This is a genomic window from Tsukamurella sp. TY48 (assembly GCF_019656655.1).
Lineage (GTDB): Bacteria > Actinomycetota > Actinomycetes > Mycobacteriales > Mycobacteriaceae > Tsukamurella > Tsukamurella strandjordii.
Window position 1 is genome coordinate 678,191 of sequence record NZ_BPMV01000001.1, and the last position, 14,547, is coordinate 692,737.

The window sequence follows — 14,547 nt, forward strand, 5'->3', positions numbered from 1 at the left end:
CTCAGAAGTACGTGGAGATCAGGTCGACGACGAGCGGATTCGCCGTGTCGTCCGCGACCACCGGGATGACGCGCCACTTGTCGAAGACGGTGCACGGGTGGCTCAGTCCGAGCCGGACCACATCGCCCACACGGAGCGGATCGTCGGCGGCGAGCCGGAGGAAGGCGTGCTGATCGTTGACGGCGGAGATCTCGGCGGTCAACGGTCGCGGCTCGGCTCCGAGTTCGGAAGCCGCGGCCTGCGGCTCGGGTAGTCCCTCGTCGAAGGAGACATCGCGGCGCCCCACGTCGAGGAGAGCGAGTCCGGGCTCGGGCCGGGAGATCACGCGCGCCCAGACGTGCATGGCGGAGCGGAGTCTCGGCGCCTCGGTGTCGCGGCCCGACGGTGTGATGAAGCGGTAGAAGCCGTCGTCGTGGATGATGTACGCCCCCGACCGCACCACCACGCGCGCGCCCTCGACGCCCCCGAGCACGGCTGCGACGCGGTCGAAGTAGGCGCTGCCGCCCGCGGAGAGCACGATCCGGCCCTCGGGGTACAGCGGCCGGAGTCGGTCGTGCAGGGCGAGAAGGTTGTTCAGATAGTCGTCGACGGTGGCGAGCGATGCGGCGGAGGTGTCGTGCGCGAAGGCGCCCTCGTAGCCGGTGACGCCGCCGAGGCGCAGCCGCTCGGATGCGGCGATCCGCTCGCCGATGGCGTAGGCGTCGTCGATCGAGCGGGCCCCGGTACGGCCGCCGGGACCACCGAGTTCGACGAGCACGGTGGGCTGCCGGACGGCGTCCGCGAGTCCGCGTTCCAGTGCGTCGACGGTGCCCAGGCCGTCCGCCCACAGGGTCACGGCCAGATCGGGATCGGCGTCGAGGGCCGCGCCGAGCCAGCGCAGTCCCGCGGGATCGGCGATCGCGTTCGCCACGTGCAGGTCTCGGAATCCGGCGGCCACCGCGACCTGCAACTGCGGGAGGTTCGCCACGGTGATGGCGGTGCATCCGGCATCGAGCTGGTCCTGCCACAGCGCGGGCGCCATCGTGGTCTTCCCGTGCGGTTCGAGGTCGACGTCATGGGCGGCGGTCCAGCGGGCGAACTCGGCCACGTTGTGGTCCATCGCCGCGCGGTCGAGCACCAGGACGGGCGTGGACAGATCGCTCAGGTGCGGCTCCCGGGCCAGGAATTCCGTCCGGTCGAGGCCGTCCGCCCACGCCGGCACGGCCTTGTCGGCCACACTCAATGCATCCGGTCGCGCCTCGACCCTGTTGCCCATCGAGCTCTCCAATCTGCTACGTTGCATATGTTGCAATCATCGTTGCGTGATGCGTGTCACAGAAGGTAGCATCGCCCACAGGCCCTGCACAACTACGGAAATCGGAGGCGTGGTGTCGGAACCACTGATCGCGTGCGTCGGCGAAGCGCTGGCACTCGTCGCCGCGGGCGACCTGGACGCGCCGGCACCGCCGATGCACGCGGGCGGCGCCGAGGCCAACGTCGCCACCGGGCTCGCGACGCTGGGCACCGCCGCCGCCTTCATCAGTCGCGTCGGCGGCGACGCCGAGGGCCGCCGCATCGTTGACCACCTGCGCACCCACGGCGTGCTCGTCGACGCCGTGGAGACGGACGCCTCCGGGTTCACCGGCCGCTACGCCAAGACCGAGGGAATCGACGCATCCGGCGAGCCGGCCACCGTGAGCACCTACCGGCGCGCGGGTTCCGCCGCTGCGGCGATGTCGCCGGATTTCCTCACCCGGCCGGAGGTGGCGGACGTGCTGCGCCGCGCCACGCTCGTGCACACCTCCGGCATCACGCCCGCGCTCTCGCCGAGCTGCGCCGCGCTCACCGCAGACCTGCTGCGTACCCGCACCGGCATCACCGGAACCGTGACCTTCGACGTGAACTGGCGCGAACAGCTGTGGCCCGACGGCGATCCCGCGATCGTGATCGACCTGGCCCGGTGCGCCGATGTGGTGCTCGTCGGATCGGACGAGGCCGAGCGGGTCCTCGGCACGGGCGATCCCGCACGGGTGCGCGCGCTCCTGCCGGAACCGCGCACCGTCGTGGTCAAGGACGGGGCCGAGCGCGCCGTGGCGATCGCCCGGGACGGCACGCAGACCACGGTTCCCGCCCTATCGGTGGACGTGATCGAGCCGGTCGGCGCGGGAGACTCTTTCGCGGCCGGATTCCTACACGGCCTCGCACACGATGAGGACCTGCGCACCTGTCTGCGCCGCGGACACGCGGGTGCGGCCGCGACCCTCACGGTACGTGCGGATTTCGCGGTACTCCCTCCCGATGCCCTGCGGGCCCTCCTCGACTGCGACGACGACGTCTGGGCCGGAGCCCATGTGGGATCCGACGGCGTCTGGGTGGGCGAACACACGTTCGCGCCACCCCGGGGAAGCGAGACCGTATGAGCCAGAGCCTGACCCGCGCGCTCGACATCCTCACCCTGCTCGGCGAGGGACCCGCGTCACTCGACGAGCTCGCCGATCGCCTCGGCGTGCACAAGACCACCGTACTGCGGCTGCTGCGTCCGCTGGTCGACGCGCGCTTCGCGTACCACGACGACTCCCACCGCTACCACCTCGGATCCCGCGTCTTCGATTTGGCCGCACGAGCTTCCGAGCAGCGGAGCATCCGCACCATCGCAGCCCCGCACCTGATCGCCTTCAACCGCGAGTACGGGCGCACCACGCACTTGGCGGCGCGGGAGGGCGATGCCGTGGTGTACATCGACAAGCTCGAATCGCGCGACCTCATCCGGATGTACTCACGGGTGGGCATGGAGGCCAACCTGAATTCGAGTGCGGTGGGCAAACTCCTGCTCGCCTCGCTCCCCGACGCGGAGCTGAAGCCGATCGTGGCCACCATGGATTACACCCGCCGCACCCCGAACACCATCGTCACGCCGGAGGCGTATCTCGACGAGATCGCCGTCGTCCGCGCCCAGGACTGGGCCACCGACCGCGAGGAGAACGAGCCGTCGATCAACTGCATCGGGGCGCCGATCCGGGATGCCACCGGCGCGACCGTGGCGGCCGTGTCCGTCTCGGTTCCCGACGTGGTGCTGCCCTTCGACGAGCTATTGGACCTGCTGGGACCGCTGCGCGAGACCTGCGCCGCGATCTCGGCGGACTGCGGGTACCGCCCGCGCTGAACCTCCCGGACACCCCCGGGGAAACCGAATCACTCGACAACGAATGAGGAGAACCATGCCCGCCACCGCCGTCTCGACCACCGACGCACCGGCCCCCGCACACTTCTTCAGCCAGGGCGTGCGCCGCGGCAACCTGCTGCAGGTGTCGGGCCAGGGACCGATGGACCCGGCCACCAACCAGTACATCGCCGAGGGCGACGTGAAGGCACAGACGCTGCGCACACTGCAGAACGTCAAGGCCATCCTCGAGGCCGGCGGAGCCTCCATCGCCGACGTCATGATGTTCCGCGTGTACCTCACCACCCGCGACGATTTCGCGGCGATGAACGAGGTGTACGGCGCCTTCATCGCCGAGAACGTGCCGGAGGGCGTGGCCCTCCCCTGCCGCACCACCGTCTTCGTCGACCTGCCGCACGAGGTCATGCTCGTCGAGATCGACGCGCTCGCCGCGCTCGACTGAGAGATCGGCCACTGCTCCGTCCGCGCTCTATTGATATATGCGCATGTTTGGATGTAACCTTCCGCTCGGACCGGAAGGGGGCGTGACATGGGCGCGGACGGACACTCACACGCTGGGCACGATCATGGAGTCTCGGCGGACGCGGATAAGCGCTGGCTGAGCCTGGCGCTGGCACTCATCGTCGCCTTCATGGCGATCGAGGTGACGATCGGCATCATGGCCAGCTCGCTGGCGCTGATCACCGACGCCGCGCACATGCTCACCGACGCTGCGGCGATCGTCCTGGCACTGTTCGCGATCAAGATCGCGGCCAAGCCCGCCCAGGGCGGCTACACCTACGGCCTCAAGCGGGCCGAGATCCTCTCGGCGCAGGCCAACGGCATCACGCTGCTGCTCCTGGCGGTGTACTTCGTCTACGAGGGCATCTCCCGCATCATCGATCCGCCGAACGTGGACGGCAAGCTGGTGTTCTTCACCGCGCTCGCCGGCTGCGCGGTGAACATCGCGGCCACGATGTGCATCCGCCGCGCGAACCGGGAGAGCCTCAACGTGGAGGGTGCGTACCAGCACATCCTCAACGACCTCTACGCCTTCATCGCCACGGCGATCGCGGGCGCCATCATCTGGGCCACCGGCTGGGGCCAGGCCGACGCGATCGCCGCGCTGGTCGTGGCCGCGCTCATGTTCAAGGCGGGCTGGGGATTGGTGAAGGCCTCCGGGCGCATCTTCCTCGAGGCGGCGCCGGAGGGCGTCGATCCCTCGGCCGTGGGCGCCGACATCGCCTCCGTCCCGTCGGTGGAAGAGGTCCACGACCTGCACATCTGGGAGATCACCTCCGGCCAGGCCGCGATGTCGGCACACATCCTGGTGACGCCGGGAGCGGACTGCCACGCGGTCCGGGCGACGGTGGCCAAGCGACTGCACGACGATTACGACATCGAGCACGCGACCCTGCAGGTGGATCACGTCGGCGACGAGGATCACTGCGATGAGCCGCACGGCGAGGCGTACCGGTCGGCCGATCAGGCCGCGTCAGACGTGCCGACGGTGTCCGCACCGGCCGGAACGCCCACTCCCGCCGCCGCCCCCGCACCGGTCGCGAAGGCCGATGATCACGCGCCGAAGAACGGCGGCACCACGTAGCACGGCACCGCCCGCGGGTGCTGCGGGTCGAGGGCGTTGAGTACGAAGTAGGCGGCGCGGCGGGAACCGGCGATCGCGAGGTGGTCGGAGAAGTCCTGCCCGCACGTGTCCTGGACGACGATGTTGGTGACCCTGGTTCCGGCAGGACCCTGAAGCTGTCCACTGGTGTACGGGAGCACGAGTTCGTCGTAGCGGGTGGAGATGTTGGTGTACTCGATGCCGGCGGCGTAAGGCGTTCCGCCGGTCCAGATCTTGTCGAGGAAACGCGATCCCGGCAGCATGTCGCCGATCGATTCGAAGACCGGGACGTACGGGTCGCGCACGTTCAGCCCGCGCACGAACGCTGAGACCGCGCGCCCCACGTCCGCACTCGTTCCGCGCCACAGCGGGGCGAGGGAGACGTACCGTCCCACCTTCGCGGCGCCGCCGAGGTACTTCACGAAGTACGACGGCATCAGCGTGCCCTGCGAGTGGCCGATCAGGTCGACCTTGCTCGCACCGGTCGATTGCAGAACACGTTCCACGACCGACTTGAGCTGTTCGGCGCTCGCCGCCAACGGCCTGGTGCCGCCGATCTGATTCGCCGGCCACGGGGCGCCGGGGAGCGCCCCGTAGGTGAAGCTGAAGACGCAGTAGCCGTTGTTCTTCAACAGCGGGGCGTAGGCGCCCCAGTTGGTCTGCGAGCCACCACCCGTGCCGTGCACCAGGACGACGGGGTTGGGGTGTCGCGCAGTGGGTTTGCAGGCGTAGTCGTTGGTTCCGGGGAGCGAGCCGTTCGGATTGGTCAGCTCGAACGGGATGCCGCCGAAGAAATTGAAGTTCTCCGGCAGCGGTGCGGCCTGCGCCGGAGTCGCGGCGACCAGGAGCGCGATGGCCGCGACGGCGGCGGATGCGCTGCGACGAAGTGAACGAAGCTTCATGCGTTCGCACGGTAACCGAGGTGGCGGTTTCAGAAACACATTTTGTAGAACTTGTTCTAACTTGTCGGGTTGCCCGGAGCGGTCGAATTCCGGGATCGCGCCGGACGAAGGCGGCCATGGTCATCGACATCGACGACGTCGACTCACCGCGAACCCTGGGTCCACCAGAGGTCCAGGATCGCACATTCTGATACGACCGTCTCGTGCGCGAATCTCATTAGCATCACCCGAGATTCATGGTGCACCCGCAAAGGCATAAACAGGTGTACGCGTCAGGAAATGGGCCGTCCGGGCGCCGTCGATCCCCCGGTCTGTAGGAGTCCCCATGTCCATCTCCCCCACCCGCGTCCTCACCGCCGTCGTCGCCGCGATCGCCGTCGCCGGCATCGCCGCTCCGATCACCGTCGCCTCGGCGGATCCGAGCTACAAGAACTGCACTGAGGTCCGCAAGGCCGGCAAGGCGCCACTGCTCAAGGGGCAGCCCGGCTACAGCTCGAAGCTCGATCGCGACGGAGATGGTGTGGCCTGCGAGTAATCACCGGAGAAAGAGAAGTGCCCCCGGCCTGATGGCCGGGGGCACTTTCCGTGGAGCCGCCGGGAATTGAACCCGGGTCCTCCGTCATTTCTACGGGGCTTCTCCGTGCGCAGTCCGCTGTGTCTCTACTCGGATCTCCTAGTCTCGCGAACAAGCCAGGATGACGATCCCAGTCGCTGTTTGATGTCCCTCACGATGCCGCGACCGCACCGTGAGGTGAATCCCTCTAGCTGATGCCAGGAACCGGGCCGAGGGCGAACCCGGGCTGACAGACTCGCTTTGCTACTTAGGCAGCAAGAGCGAAGTCGCGCTGATTGGAATCGGCGCTTAATTGGTTGCCGCGACGCTTACGGTGGTCTCCAGCCTGCACCGGCACGCTTCCCCCGCGTCAACAAACGAAGTCGAAACCGATCGGCCCCTTATCGTCTGCCTCAGCAGAAGCCCATCCCTTACGGGGTGGAGACTCCAGAGTACCCCACCCCGGGGGCCGCCCGTCCACCGGTTTTCCCGCCGGCGAACACCGGGCGGCCTAGGTCAGGCGCACTCTCGTCCCCGTCGACGAGGCGCTCATGTTGGCCAGCACGGTGAGCAGCACCGTCCCGGCGCGTCGCGCCCACGACTTCATCTTGGCCTTGTTCTCAACGCTCATCGGACACCTCCACCCGAGTCACAGGAGTCACATCAGTAACTCTGATTCAAGTGAACGCCGGTCCGGGGGCCGGAGCAACGCGCCACGCCCAACGGCGGACGCTGAATATTTATCCGCGCATGCCCTTGACGCGGCGGCCCAGCTCACGCACCAGCTCACGCTCGGCGGTGCGGCGGGCGATGTCGTGTCGCTTGTCGTAGTCCTGCTTACCCTTGGCCAGCGCCAGCTCCACCTTCACGCGACCGTCGTTGAAGTACATCGACAGCGGCACCAGGGTCTGGTTGCCCTCGCGGATCTTGCCGGTGAGCGAATCGATCTCGCGACGGTGCATCAGCAGCTTGCGAGTACGGCGCGGGGTGTGGTTGGTCCACGAGCCGTTGCCGTACTCCGGGATGTGCAGCCCGCGCAACCACACCTCGCCGTCGTCGATGGTGGCGTACGCGTCGACCAGCGAGGCCTTACCCTCTCGGAGCGCCTTCACCTCGGTGCCCACCAGCACCACACCCGCCTCGAAGGTGTCGAGGATGGCGTAGTTGTGGCGCGCCTTGCGGTTGCTCGCGATCACCGAGCGCCCCTTCTCCTTCGCCATCTCGTCTTTCCTTTCGATCTCACACGGACGTGTCCCACAGCGGACAACCAGTCCATTCTACGGGCGGCCGATAACGGCGGGAAAGCGAGTTTCGCGCGCGGCTATTCGCGGACGTAGAAGCGGAGCGTGAGGTACGCGGTGAGGCCGGCACCCACGGCACCGGTCAGGATGAGCCACGGCGACACCAGCCACACGTCGGTGTTGGTGATCCGGGCCAGGATGTTGACCCCGTAGAACTCGCGCAGCGCCCGGTCGAAGAAGAAGGTCTTCCCGGCGAACAGGCCGCCGATGGCGAGCACGGCGCCGATCACCGCGGCGAACATCGCCTCCAGCAGGAAGGGCAGCTGCGTGTACCAGCGGCTCGCGCCCACCAACCGCATGATCGACACCTCGGTTCGGCGGGTGTACGCCGCCACCTGCACCATGTTCGCGATCAGCAGCACCGCGGCGACGGCCTGGATCAGCGCGATGAAGAAGGCCGCGTTGCGGGCGCCGTTGAGCACCGAGAAGACGCGTTCGACCAGCTTGCGCTGATCCTGCACATCGGTCACGCCGGGCTGCGCCTTGGCCACGTCGATCACGGACGCGAACTTGGAGTCGTCGTTCACCCGCACCTTGAACGAGGCGGGGAGCACGCCGGGGCGCACCAGTTCGGCGAGATCGGGCTGCTCGGCGAAGGTCTTCGTCTTCGCCGTGTTCAGCGCCTGCTCCTGGGAGATGAAGTCCACGGAGTCGACGCCCGCCTGCTGTTTGAGCGTGGTCTCGATCGCCTGGCACACCGCCTTCTGGCAGTTCGGATCGTCGGCCGCGACCTTGTCGTCGACGAACACCTGGATCTCGACGCGCTGCAGGAAGATGTCCTGGCTCTTGTCGGCCATTCGCACCACGAGCAGGCCGCCGCCGAACATGCCGAGCGAGATGGCGGTGGTGAGGATCATGGCGATGGTCATGCTCACGTTCCGGCGCAGGCCGGTGGCGACCTCGCTGGTGATGAAGCTGGCACGCACGGTAATCAGTCCTTCGGATTCGTCTCGATCAGCGGGCGGTCAGCGGCCGAGGCCGTACACACCGGTGGCGTCGTCGCGCACGATGTCGCCCATGCGGAACTCGATCACGCGGCGGCGCATCGAGTCCACGATGTGCCGGTCGTGCGTGGCCATGACCACGGTGGTCCCGGACCGGTTGATGCGGTCGAGCACGTCCACGATCTCGGCGGAGGTGTCGGGATCGAGGTTGCCGGTGGGCTCATCGGCCAGCAGCAGCAGCGGCCGGTTGGCGATCGCGCGGGCGATCGCGACGCGCTGCTTCTCGCCGCCGGAGAGCTCGTTGGGCATCCGGTTGGCCTTGCCGCCCAGCCCCACGTAATCGAGGACCTGCGGCACGGTGCGGTCGATCACGTTGCTCGGCTTGCCGATCACCTCGAGAGCGAAGGCCACGTTCTCCGCCACGGACTTCTGCTGCAGCAGCCGGAAGTCCTGGAAGACGCAGCCCAGCGACTGCCGCAGCTGCGGCACCTTCCGCCCGGACAGCTTGTTGACGTGGAAGTCGCCCACGTAGACATCGCCGCTGGTGGGCTTGTCCTCCTTGAGGAGCAGCCGGAAGAACGTCGATTTGCCCGATCCCGAGGGACCGATCAGAAAGGCGAACTCACCCTTGCCGATGCTCAGCGACAGGTCGTTCAGCGCAGGCCGGGCCGACGCCTTGTATTTCATCGTGACGTTCTGGAGCGTGATCACGGTCGCCCAGTGTACTGACGCCCCGGCCTAACCCGGTGCAACTGTCGTTGTCGGTGCGCCGCCGGGCGATGTAGTGCCGGTTTCCGGCCCTCCCGGCTGCGGCACCGTGGGGGCGGTCGGGCTCGGGATGGTCACCGTCGTGGTGCCCGACGGGACCTGTCCGCTCGCCGTCGGCTGCCCGGGGCGGGGCGCAGCGCTGCCCGATACGGACGGCCCGGACGACGGTGCGCCGGACGATCCCGAGGGCGTCGTGGACGGCATGGTCGTCGAACTGGGCGGCCGGGTGAGCGTGGTGGTACCGGACACCCAGGGCTGATTGGCCGCGGGCGGCGTCGTCTCCGTCGGTCCGGCGGTGGGGCCGTACCTGCGCTCCTCCTGCGGCACGAACTGCTGCCGCAGGTCCTGGTACCAGGCCATCAGCACCACGAACAGCACGACCAGGATCGCGGTGCTGGTGCGGATGCGGGTGCCGCGGATGTACTTCGGCAGTCGATCCCAGAGGGGTGGGGAGACGGGCTTGTCGTCGGTCATGTGGCCGCCTTGTCGTCACTCTGGGCGGTCTCGGTGCGCGGGTCGACGGTGTCGGTGCGCGGATCGACCGAGATGCCGGCGGTGGCGAGGCTGCGCACGATGCGTTCGCGCAGGTTGCGGCCCACCTCGAACTGCTTACCCGGGAGGGTACGCGCCACCATCCGCATGTTCACCTGGTCGAGGTCGATCGATTCGACGCCCATCACGCTGGGCTCGTCGAGCAGCAGCGTGGACATGTACGGGTCCTGGTACGCCCGCTCCCCCACGGTGTGCAGGAGCGCGTTCACCTTGCCGATGTCCACGGTGGTGGGCAGCGGGATGTCGACGACGGCGCGGGCCCAGTCCTTCGACAGGTTGGTGGCCTTGACCACCTGCCCGTTCGGGACGGTGATCACCTCGCCGTCGGTGTTGCGGAGCTTGGTGACGCGCAGGGTGACGTCCTCGACGGTGCCCTCCGCCGTCGAGCCTCCGGTCAGCGTGAGCGCGACGACGTCGCCGAAGCCGTACTGCCGCTCGGTGATCAGGAAGAACCCGGCCAGTAGGTCCTGCACTACGCGCTGCGCGCCGAAGCCCAGCGCCGCACCGATCACGGTGGCGGGTGCGACCAGCGCGGTGATCGGGACGCCCAGCGCCACGATGATCTGGTAGCCGGCGAACAGGTAGATCGCGGCGATGGCCACCCAGCTGATCACCTGGATCACGGCGTGCTGGTGCTTCGCGGACTCCGAGCGCACCAGCGAATCGCTGTTCTTGAACTCGGCGTCGATCCGGCGGGTGACGCGCGCGGAGGCCCAATTGACGAACCGGTTGGCCAGGACGGCGGCGATCGACCAGAGGGCGATCGGCAGCACCCGCTCGAACATCAGCAGTCGCCACCCCGTCGTATCGAACGAGGTGAACGAGAGTGCGAGCGTGCTACTCGTCATCGCCGCGCATCCGCCAGCGGATGCCGGCCTCGATGAAGCCGTCCAGGTCACCGTCGAGCACGGCCGACGGGTTGTTGACCTCGTAGTTCGTCCGCAGGTCCTTGACCATCTGGTACGGATGCAGCACGTAGGAGCGCATCTGGTTGCCCCACGACGCGCCCTCGTTGGTCTTGAGCGCGTCCATCTGGGCCCGCTCCTCCTGGCGCTTGCGCTCCAGCAGCTTGGCCTGCAGCACCTTCATGGCGGAGACCTTGTTCTGCAGCTGGCTCTTCTCGTTCTGACAGGTGACCACGATGCCGGTCGGGATGTGCGTGAGGCGGACCGCGGAGTCGGTGGTGTTGACCGACTGGCCGCCCGGGCCGGACGAGCGGTACACGTCCACGCGCACCTCGTTCTCGTCGACGTCGATGTGGTCGGTGGTCTCCACCACGGGCAGCACCTCGACCTCGGCGAAGGAGGTCTGGCGGCGGCCCTGGTTGTCGAACGGGCTGATCCGCACGAGGCGGTGGGTGCCCATCTCCACGGAGAGGGTGCCGTAGGCGTAGTCGGTCTTCACGGCGAAGGTCGCGGACTTCAGGCCCGCCTCCTCGGCGTAGCTGGTGTCGTAGACCTCCACGCCGTAGCCGTGCTTCTCGGCCCAGCGGATGTACATGCGCATGAGCATCTCGGCCCAGTCCGCGGCGTCCACACCGCCGGCGCCGGAGCGGATGTTGATCAGCGCGTCGCGGCTGTCGTACTCGCCCGAGAGCATGGTCTTGACTTCCATCGCCTCGATCTCGGTGCGCAGCTTCGCGCGATCGGCGTCGGCGTCCTCCAGGGCGGCGGCCAGGTCGTCGCCCTCCTCGGCCTCGGCGAGCTCGTAGAGCACCGGCAGATCGTCGAGCCGCTGCCGCAGGTCGGTGACCCGGCGCAGCTCGGACTGGGCGTGCGAGAGCTGGCTGGTGACCTGCTGGGCATTGGCCTGGTCGTTCCACAGCTCCGGATCCGAGGCCTTGTGCTCCAGCTCGTCGACGCGGCGGCGCAGCTCGTCGAGGTCGATCACCTTCTCCACCGTCTGGAGGGTGGTCTCGAGGCTCTCGATGTCTGCGATCACGTCAGGTTGCACAGTTATCCAGGATACTGCTCGGGCGGCCCGGCGGAGTCCGGCGGCGGGGTAAGGCTGCCGAGCTGCCAGGAGCTGTCGACCTTGCCCACCTTGTAGTAGACGGGCCACTGGTCACCCACCTCGGGCCAGCGCTGCGAGAAGTCCACCACGAGTTGCCGGTACACGGCAGTGGGTGCGGTGGTGGGGCCGGCGATGCTGCCGGACACGGTGACGAAGGCCTGTCCCTTCTGATCCGCCTCCAGGGGCCGCGGGCTGACGCCGCTGAGGGTGAGGACGCCGTCCTCGAGGCCCGGGCCGGCGGGGGCGGTGCCCACCGCCGTCTTCTTCGAGCGCTGCCAACCGATGATCAGCGCGGCGACCACCACGGCCAGGAACGCGATCCAGATGAACTCCATGATGTCCAGATTACCGACGGTGGGCACTGCTGTGGGGCGTGCGACGAACCGGGGCCGCGGGCTCGATTACCGTGCAGCTATGTCGAGCGCACCGTCGAACCCGAATCCCGACCTCCAGCTGGCCCTGAGCCTCGCCGATGCCGCGGACGAGCTGACCATGGCGCGGTTCGGCGCGCTGGACCTGAAGGTGGACGCCAAGCCGGACCTGACCCCGGTCTCCGATGCCGATCTCGCCACCGAGACCCTGATCCGCGAGCGTCTGGCCGCCGAGCGCCCCGGCGATGCGGTACTCGGCGAGGAGTTCGGCGGCGAGCCCGTCTTCTCCGGGCGGCAGTGGGTGCTCGATCCCATCGACGGCACCAAGAACTTCGTGCGTGCGGTCCCGGTGTGGTCCACGCTCATCGCGCTGTTGGAGGACGGCGTGCCCACAGTGGGCGTGGTCTCGGCGCCCGCGCTGCGCCGCCGCTGGTTCGCCTCGGCCGGCTCGGGTGCGTTCGTCCAGTTCGACGGTGGCGAGCCGGTGCGGATCTCGGTCTCGGCGGTCCGGGAGATCGCGGACGCGAGCATCTCCTTCTCCGACCTGTCGTATTTCGCGGACCGCGCCGGGCGCGACCGTTTCCTGGCCCTGGCCGATGATGCCTGGCGGCTGCGGGGCTACGGCGACTTCTGGAGCTACTGCCTGGTGGCCGAAGGATCGGTGGACGTCGCCGTGGAACCCGAAGTCTCCCTGTGGGATCTGGCCGCGGTGGAGATCCTGGTGCGCGAGGCCGGCGGCCTGTTCACGGGCACCGACGGTACGCCCGGGCCGCACGCGGGGTCCGCCGTCGCGGCCAACCCCGCGCTGCATCCCCAGGTGCTCGCGCGTCTCACCCCCTGACACAACGAGACACATTTCGTCCCACCTCTTGGCACCGATCTTACTGCGGAGTAAGGTCGCTCCTGACTCAAGAGTAAGTTGGCGATCGACGGGCCCGGAATCTCTCCGCGCAGCGAGGTCGCCACGACGACAAGATGGTGGAGATGAGCACGTCAACCGACCCCCGGGACACCAGCGCCGTCGGGAAGAACCCGATCCGGCGGAACCCGACCGGACAGCTGATCCGCGCCCTGATGGCCGTGGTCCAGACCCCGTTCGTGCAGAACCGCGGCCTCCAGGGCCTCGTGAACCGCGTCGCCTACGAGGGCACCAAGACCGGCTTCAAGGCACTCGGCGCCGCCAACCGCACCTTCCAGGTGGTCACCAGCACCGGCAAGCCCAAGCGCCTCGGCTCCTCGTCGAAGTCGAACTACGACCTCACGCCCGACGATGAGCAGAAGATGATCGTGGACACGGTCAAGGACTTCGCCGCCGAGATCATCCGCCCCGCGGCCTTCGAGGCCGATGCGGCCACCGCCGCCCCGGATTCGCTCCTCGAGCGCGCCACCGAGCTGGGCATCACGATGATCAACGTGCCGGAGGAGCTCGACGGTGCCGGCAGCGACCGCGGTGCCGTGACCAACGCCCTGGTCGCGGAGGCACTCGCCTACGGCGATATGGGCCTCGCGCTGCCGATCCTGGCGCCGAGCGGCGTGGCGGTCACGCTGGCGCAGTACGGCTCCGACGGCCAGCAGCAGACCTACCTCAAGGAGTACGCGGGCGAGCAGGTGCCGCAGTCCTCCGTGGTGATCGCCGAGCCGGGTGCGCTGTTCGACCCGTTCGCGCTGTCCACCAAGGCCACTCGCACCTCGGGCGGCTACGTGCTGACCGGCGTGAAGTCGCTGGTCCCCCAGGCCGCCACCGCCGAGCTCTTCGTGGTGGGCGCCGAGCTGGACGGCAAGCCCGCCCTGTTCATCGTGGAGTCGGGCACCAACGGCGTGATCGTCGAGGGCGATCCCAGCATGGGCCTGCGCGCCGCCGCACTGGGCCGGCTGAACCTCAACAACGTCAAGGTCCCGTCGACCGCGCTGCTGGGTGAGGTCGACCTCGACACCGCCGTGCAGAACTACACCGACGTGGTGCGCCTGGCCCGCCTCGGCTGGTCGGCGCTGGCGCTGGGCACCTCGCGCGCCGTGCTCGACTACGTGACGCCGTACGTCAAGGAGCGCGAGGCCTTCGGTGAGCCGATCGCGCACCGTCAGGCCGTCGCCTTCGCGGTGGCCGATATGGCGACCGAGGTGGACGGCCTGGAGCTACTGGTGTGGCGCGGCGCCTCACGCGCCGAGCAGGGCCTGTCGTTCGGCCGGGAGGCCGCGCTGGCACGGAAGTTCGCCACCGACAAGGGCATGCGCATCGGCCTCGACGGTGTGCAGCTGCTCGGCGGCCACGGCTTCACCAAGGAGCATCCGGTGGAGCGCTGGTACCGCGACCTGCGCGGTGTGGGCATCGCCGAGGGCGTCGTCGTCCTCTAGGCCAATCGACTTCTGACAGACGAAAGAA

16 protein-coding genes and 1 other RNA gene are annotated in these 14,547 nt (G+C 68.4%); 7 read left to right on the top strand and 10 right to left on the bottom strand.

Going from position 1 to position 14,547, the window contains the following annotated elements; all coding sequences use genetic code 11:
* Position 1 precedes the first annotated feature (1 nt).
* Positions 2-1,255: an amino acid deaminase gene (locus TTY48_RS03330; RefSeq protein ID WP_220656156.1), complete on the bottom strand. Its 1,254-nt coding sequence runs from the start codon at positions 1,253-1,255 to the stop codon at positions 2-4.
* A 112-nt stretch (positions 1,256-1,367) separates the two neighbouring features.
* Between TTY48_RS03330 and TTY48_RS03335 the strand changes: the two genes are divergently transcribed.
* The 4 genes from TTY48_RS03335 to TTY48_RS03350 all read left to right on the top strand — a co-directional run bounded on the left by TTY48_RS03335 (position 1,368) and on the right by TTY48_RS03350 (position 4,745).
* The gene (locus TTY48_RS03335) at positions 1,368-2,399 is read left to right on the top strand and encodes a sugar kinase (RefSeq protein ID WP_255585479.1); all 1,032 of its coding nucleotides are present in this window, start codon (positions 1,368-1,370) and stop codon (positions 2,397-2,399) included.
* Positions 2,396-3,142, top strand: a complete 747-nt coding sequence (locus TTY48_RS03340) for an IclR family transcriptional regulator (protein ID WP_220656158.1) — start codon at positions 2,396-2,398, stop codon at positions 3,140-3,142. The genes TTY48_RS03335 and TTY48_RS03340 overlap by 4 nt, the downstream gene beginning before the upstream one ends.
* Positions 3,143-3,197: 55 nt before the next feature.
* Complete coding sequence (locus tag TTY48_RS03345) at positions 3,198-3,602, top strand: RidA family protein (protein WP_220656159.1); 405 nt, start codon at positions 3,198-3,200, stop codon at positions 3,600-3,602.
* An 87-nt stretch (positions 3,603-3,689) separates the two neighbouring features.
* Positions 3,690-4,745: a cation diffusion facilitator family transporter gene (locus TTY48_RS03350; RefSeq protein ID WP_255585480.1), complete on the top strand. Its 1,056-nt coding sequence runs from the start codon at positions 3,690-3,692 to the stop codon at positions 4,743-4,745.
* Here the strand turns inward: TTY48_RS03350 and TTY48_RS03355 are convergent.
* Positions 4,715-5,665, bottom strand: a complete 951-nt coding sequence (locus TTY48_RS03355; protein WP_220656160.1) for an alpha/beta fold hydrolase — start codon at positions 5,663-5,665, stop codon at positions 4,715-4,717. The two genes, TTY48_RS03350 and TTY48_RS03355, sit on opposite strands and share 31 nt — an antisense overlap.
* Positions 5,666-5,990: 325 nt before the next feature.
* Here TTY48_RS03355 and TTY48_RS03360 point away from each other — a divergent pair, with 325 nt between their 5' ends.
* Positions 5,991-6,200 carry an excalibur calcium-binding domain-containing protein gene (locus tag TTY48_RS03360; protein WP_220656161.1) on the top strand — a complete coding sequence of 70 codons (210 nt, stop codon included), beginning with the start codon at positions 5,991-5,993 and terminating at the stop codon, positions 6,198-6,200.
* A gap of 48 nt (positions 6,201-6,248) precedes the next feature.
* Here the strand turns inward: TTY48_RS03360 and ssrA are convergent.
* The 8 genes from ssrA to TTY48_RS03400 form a co-directional block, all read right to left on the bottom strand.
* Positions 6,249-6,619, bottom strand: a transfer-messenger RNA (tmRNA) gene (ssrA, locus tag TTY48_RS03365).
* 339 nt (positions 6,620-6,958) lie between these two features.
* On the bottom strand, positions 6,959-7,438 hold the full coding sequence (gene smpB / locus TTY48_RS03370) for an SsrA-binding protein SmpB (protein ID WP_220656162.1): 480 nt from the start codon (positions 7,436-7,438) through the stop codon (positions 6,959-6,961).
* A gap of 101 nt (positions 7,439-7,539) precedes the next feature.
* Positions 7,540-8,445 (bottom strand): permease-like cell division protein FtsX, encoded by a 906-nt coding sequence (gene ftsX / locus TTY48_RS03375; protein ID WP_220656163.1) that lies wholly within the window; start codon positions 8,443-8,445, stop codon positions 7,540-7,542.
* Between the two features lie 39 nt (positions 8,446-8,484).
* A complete protein-coding gene (gene ftsE, locus TTY48_RS03380) occupies positions 8,485-9,174 on the bottom strand; it encodes a cell division ATP-binding protein FtsE (RefSeq protein WP_220656164.1) in 690 nt (229 codons plus the stop codon).
* Positions 9,175-9,201: 27 nt separating this feature from the next.
* Positions 9,202-9,705 carry a hypothetical protein gene (locus TTY48_RS03385; RefSeq protein ID WP_220656165.1) on the bottom strand — a complete coding sequence of 168 codons (504 nt, stop codon included), beginning with the start codon at positions 9,703-9,705 and terminating at the stop codon, positions 9,202-9,204.
* On the bottom strand, positions 9,702-10,631 hold the full coding sequence (locus TTY48_RS03390; RefSeq protein WP_220656166.1) for a mechanosensitive ion channel family protein: 930 nt from the start codon (positions 10,629-10,631) through the stop codon (positions 9,702-9,704). Before TTY48_RS03390 ends, TTY48_RS03385 begins: the two co-directional genes overlap by 4 nt.
* Entirely contained in the window at positions 10,621-11,736 is a 1,116-nt protein-coding gene (prfB, locus tag TTY48_RS03395; RefSeq protein ID WP_220656167.1) for a peptide chain release factor 2, read from the bottom strand. The genes TTY48_RS03390 and prfB overlap by 11 nt, the downstream gene beginning before the upstream one ends.
* A 2-nt stretch (positions 11,737-11,738) precedes the next feature.
* Positions 11,739-12,131, bottom strand: coding sequence for a hypothetical protein (locus TTY48_RS03400; protein WP_220656168.1), 393 nt, complete (start codon positions 12,129-12,131; stop codon positions 11,739-11,741).
* A gap of 79 nt (positions 12,132-12,210) precedes the next feature.
* On the opposite strand from TTY48_RS03400, the gene hisN reads away from it, so the two are divergent.
* Both hisN and TTY48_RS03410 read left to right on the top strand, forming a co-directional pair.
* Positions 12,211-13,008 carry a histidinol-phosphatase gene (gene hisN, locus TTY48_RS03405; protein WP_220656169.1) on the top strand — a complete coding sequence of 266 codons (798 nt, stop codon included), beginning with the start codon at positions 12,211-12,213 and terminating at the stop codon, positions 13,006-13,008.
* A gap of 134 nt (positions 13,009-13,142) precedes the next feature.
* Positions 13,143-14,519 carry an acyl-CoA dehydrogenase family protein gene (locus TTY48_RS03410; RefSeq protein ID WP_220656170.1) on the top strand — a complete coding sequence of 459 codons (1,377 nt, stop codon included), beginning with the start codon at positions 13,143-13,145 and terminating at the stop codon, positions 14,517-14,519.
* Positions 14,520-14,547: the final 28 nt, after the last annotated feature.

Coding starts and splice junctions, on each gene's coding strand:
- TTY48_RS03350 (WP_255585480.1), top strand. CDS start 3,690: ATGGGCGCGGACGGACACTCACACGCTGGGCACGATCATGGAGTCTCG.
- TTY48_RS03355 (WP_220656160.1), bottom strand. CDS start 5,665: ATGAAGCTTCGTTCACTTCGTCGCAGCGCATCCGCCGCCGTCGCGGCC.
- TTY48_RS03410 (WP_220656170.1), top strand. CDS start 13,143: ATGGTGGAGATGAGCACGTCAACCGACCCCCGGGACACCAGCGCCGTC.
- TTY48_RS03390 (WP_220656166.1), bottom strand. CDS start 10,631: ATGACGAGTAGCACGCTCGCACTCTCGTTCACCTCGTTCGATACGACG.
- TTY48_RS03340 (WP_220656158.1), top strand. CDS start 2,396: ATGAGCCAGAGCCTGACCCGCGCGCTCGACATCCTCACCCTGCTCGGC.
- TTY48_RS03330 (WP_220656156.1), bottom strand. CDS start 1,255: ATGGGCAACAGGGTCGAGGCGCGACCGGATGCATTGAGTGTGGCCGAC.
- TTY48_RS03345 (WP_220656159.1), top strand. CDS start 3,198: ATGCCCGCCACCGCCGTCTCGACCACCGACGCACCGGCCCCCGCACAC.
- hisN (WP_220656169.1), top strand. CDS start 12,211: ATGTCGAGCGCACCGTCGAACCCGAATCCCGACCTCCAGCTGGCCCTG.
- smpB (WP_220656162.1), bottom strand. CDS start 7,438: ATGGCGAAGGAGAAGGGGCGCTCGGTGATCGCGAGCAACCGCAAGGCG.
- TTY48_RS03385 (WP_220656165.1), bottom strand. CDS start 9,705: ATGACCGACGACAAGCCCGTCTCCCCACCCCTCTGGGATCGACTGCCG.
- TTY48_RS03360 (WP_220656161.1), top strand. CDS start 5,991: ATGTCCATCTCCCCCACCCGCGTCCTCACCGCCGTCGTCGCCGCGATC.
- TTY48_RS03400 (WP_220656168.1), bottom strand. CDS start 12,131: ATGGAGTTCATCTGGATCGCGTTCCTGGCCGTGGTGGTCGCCGCGCTG.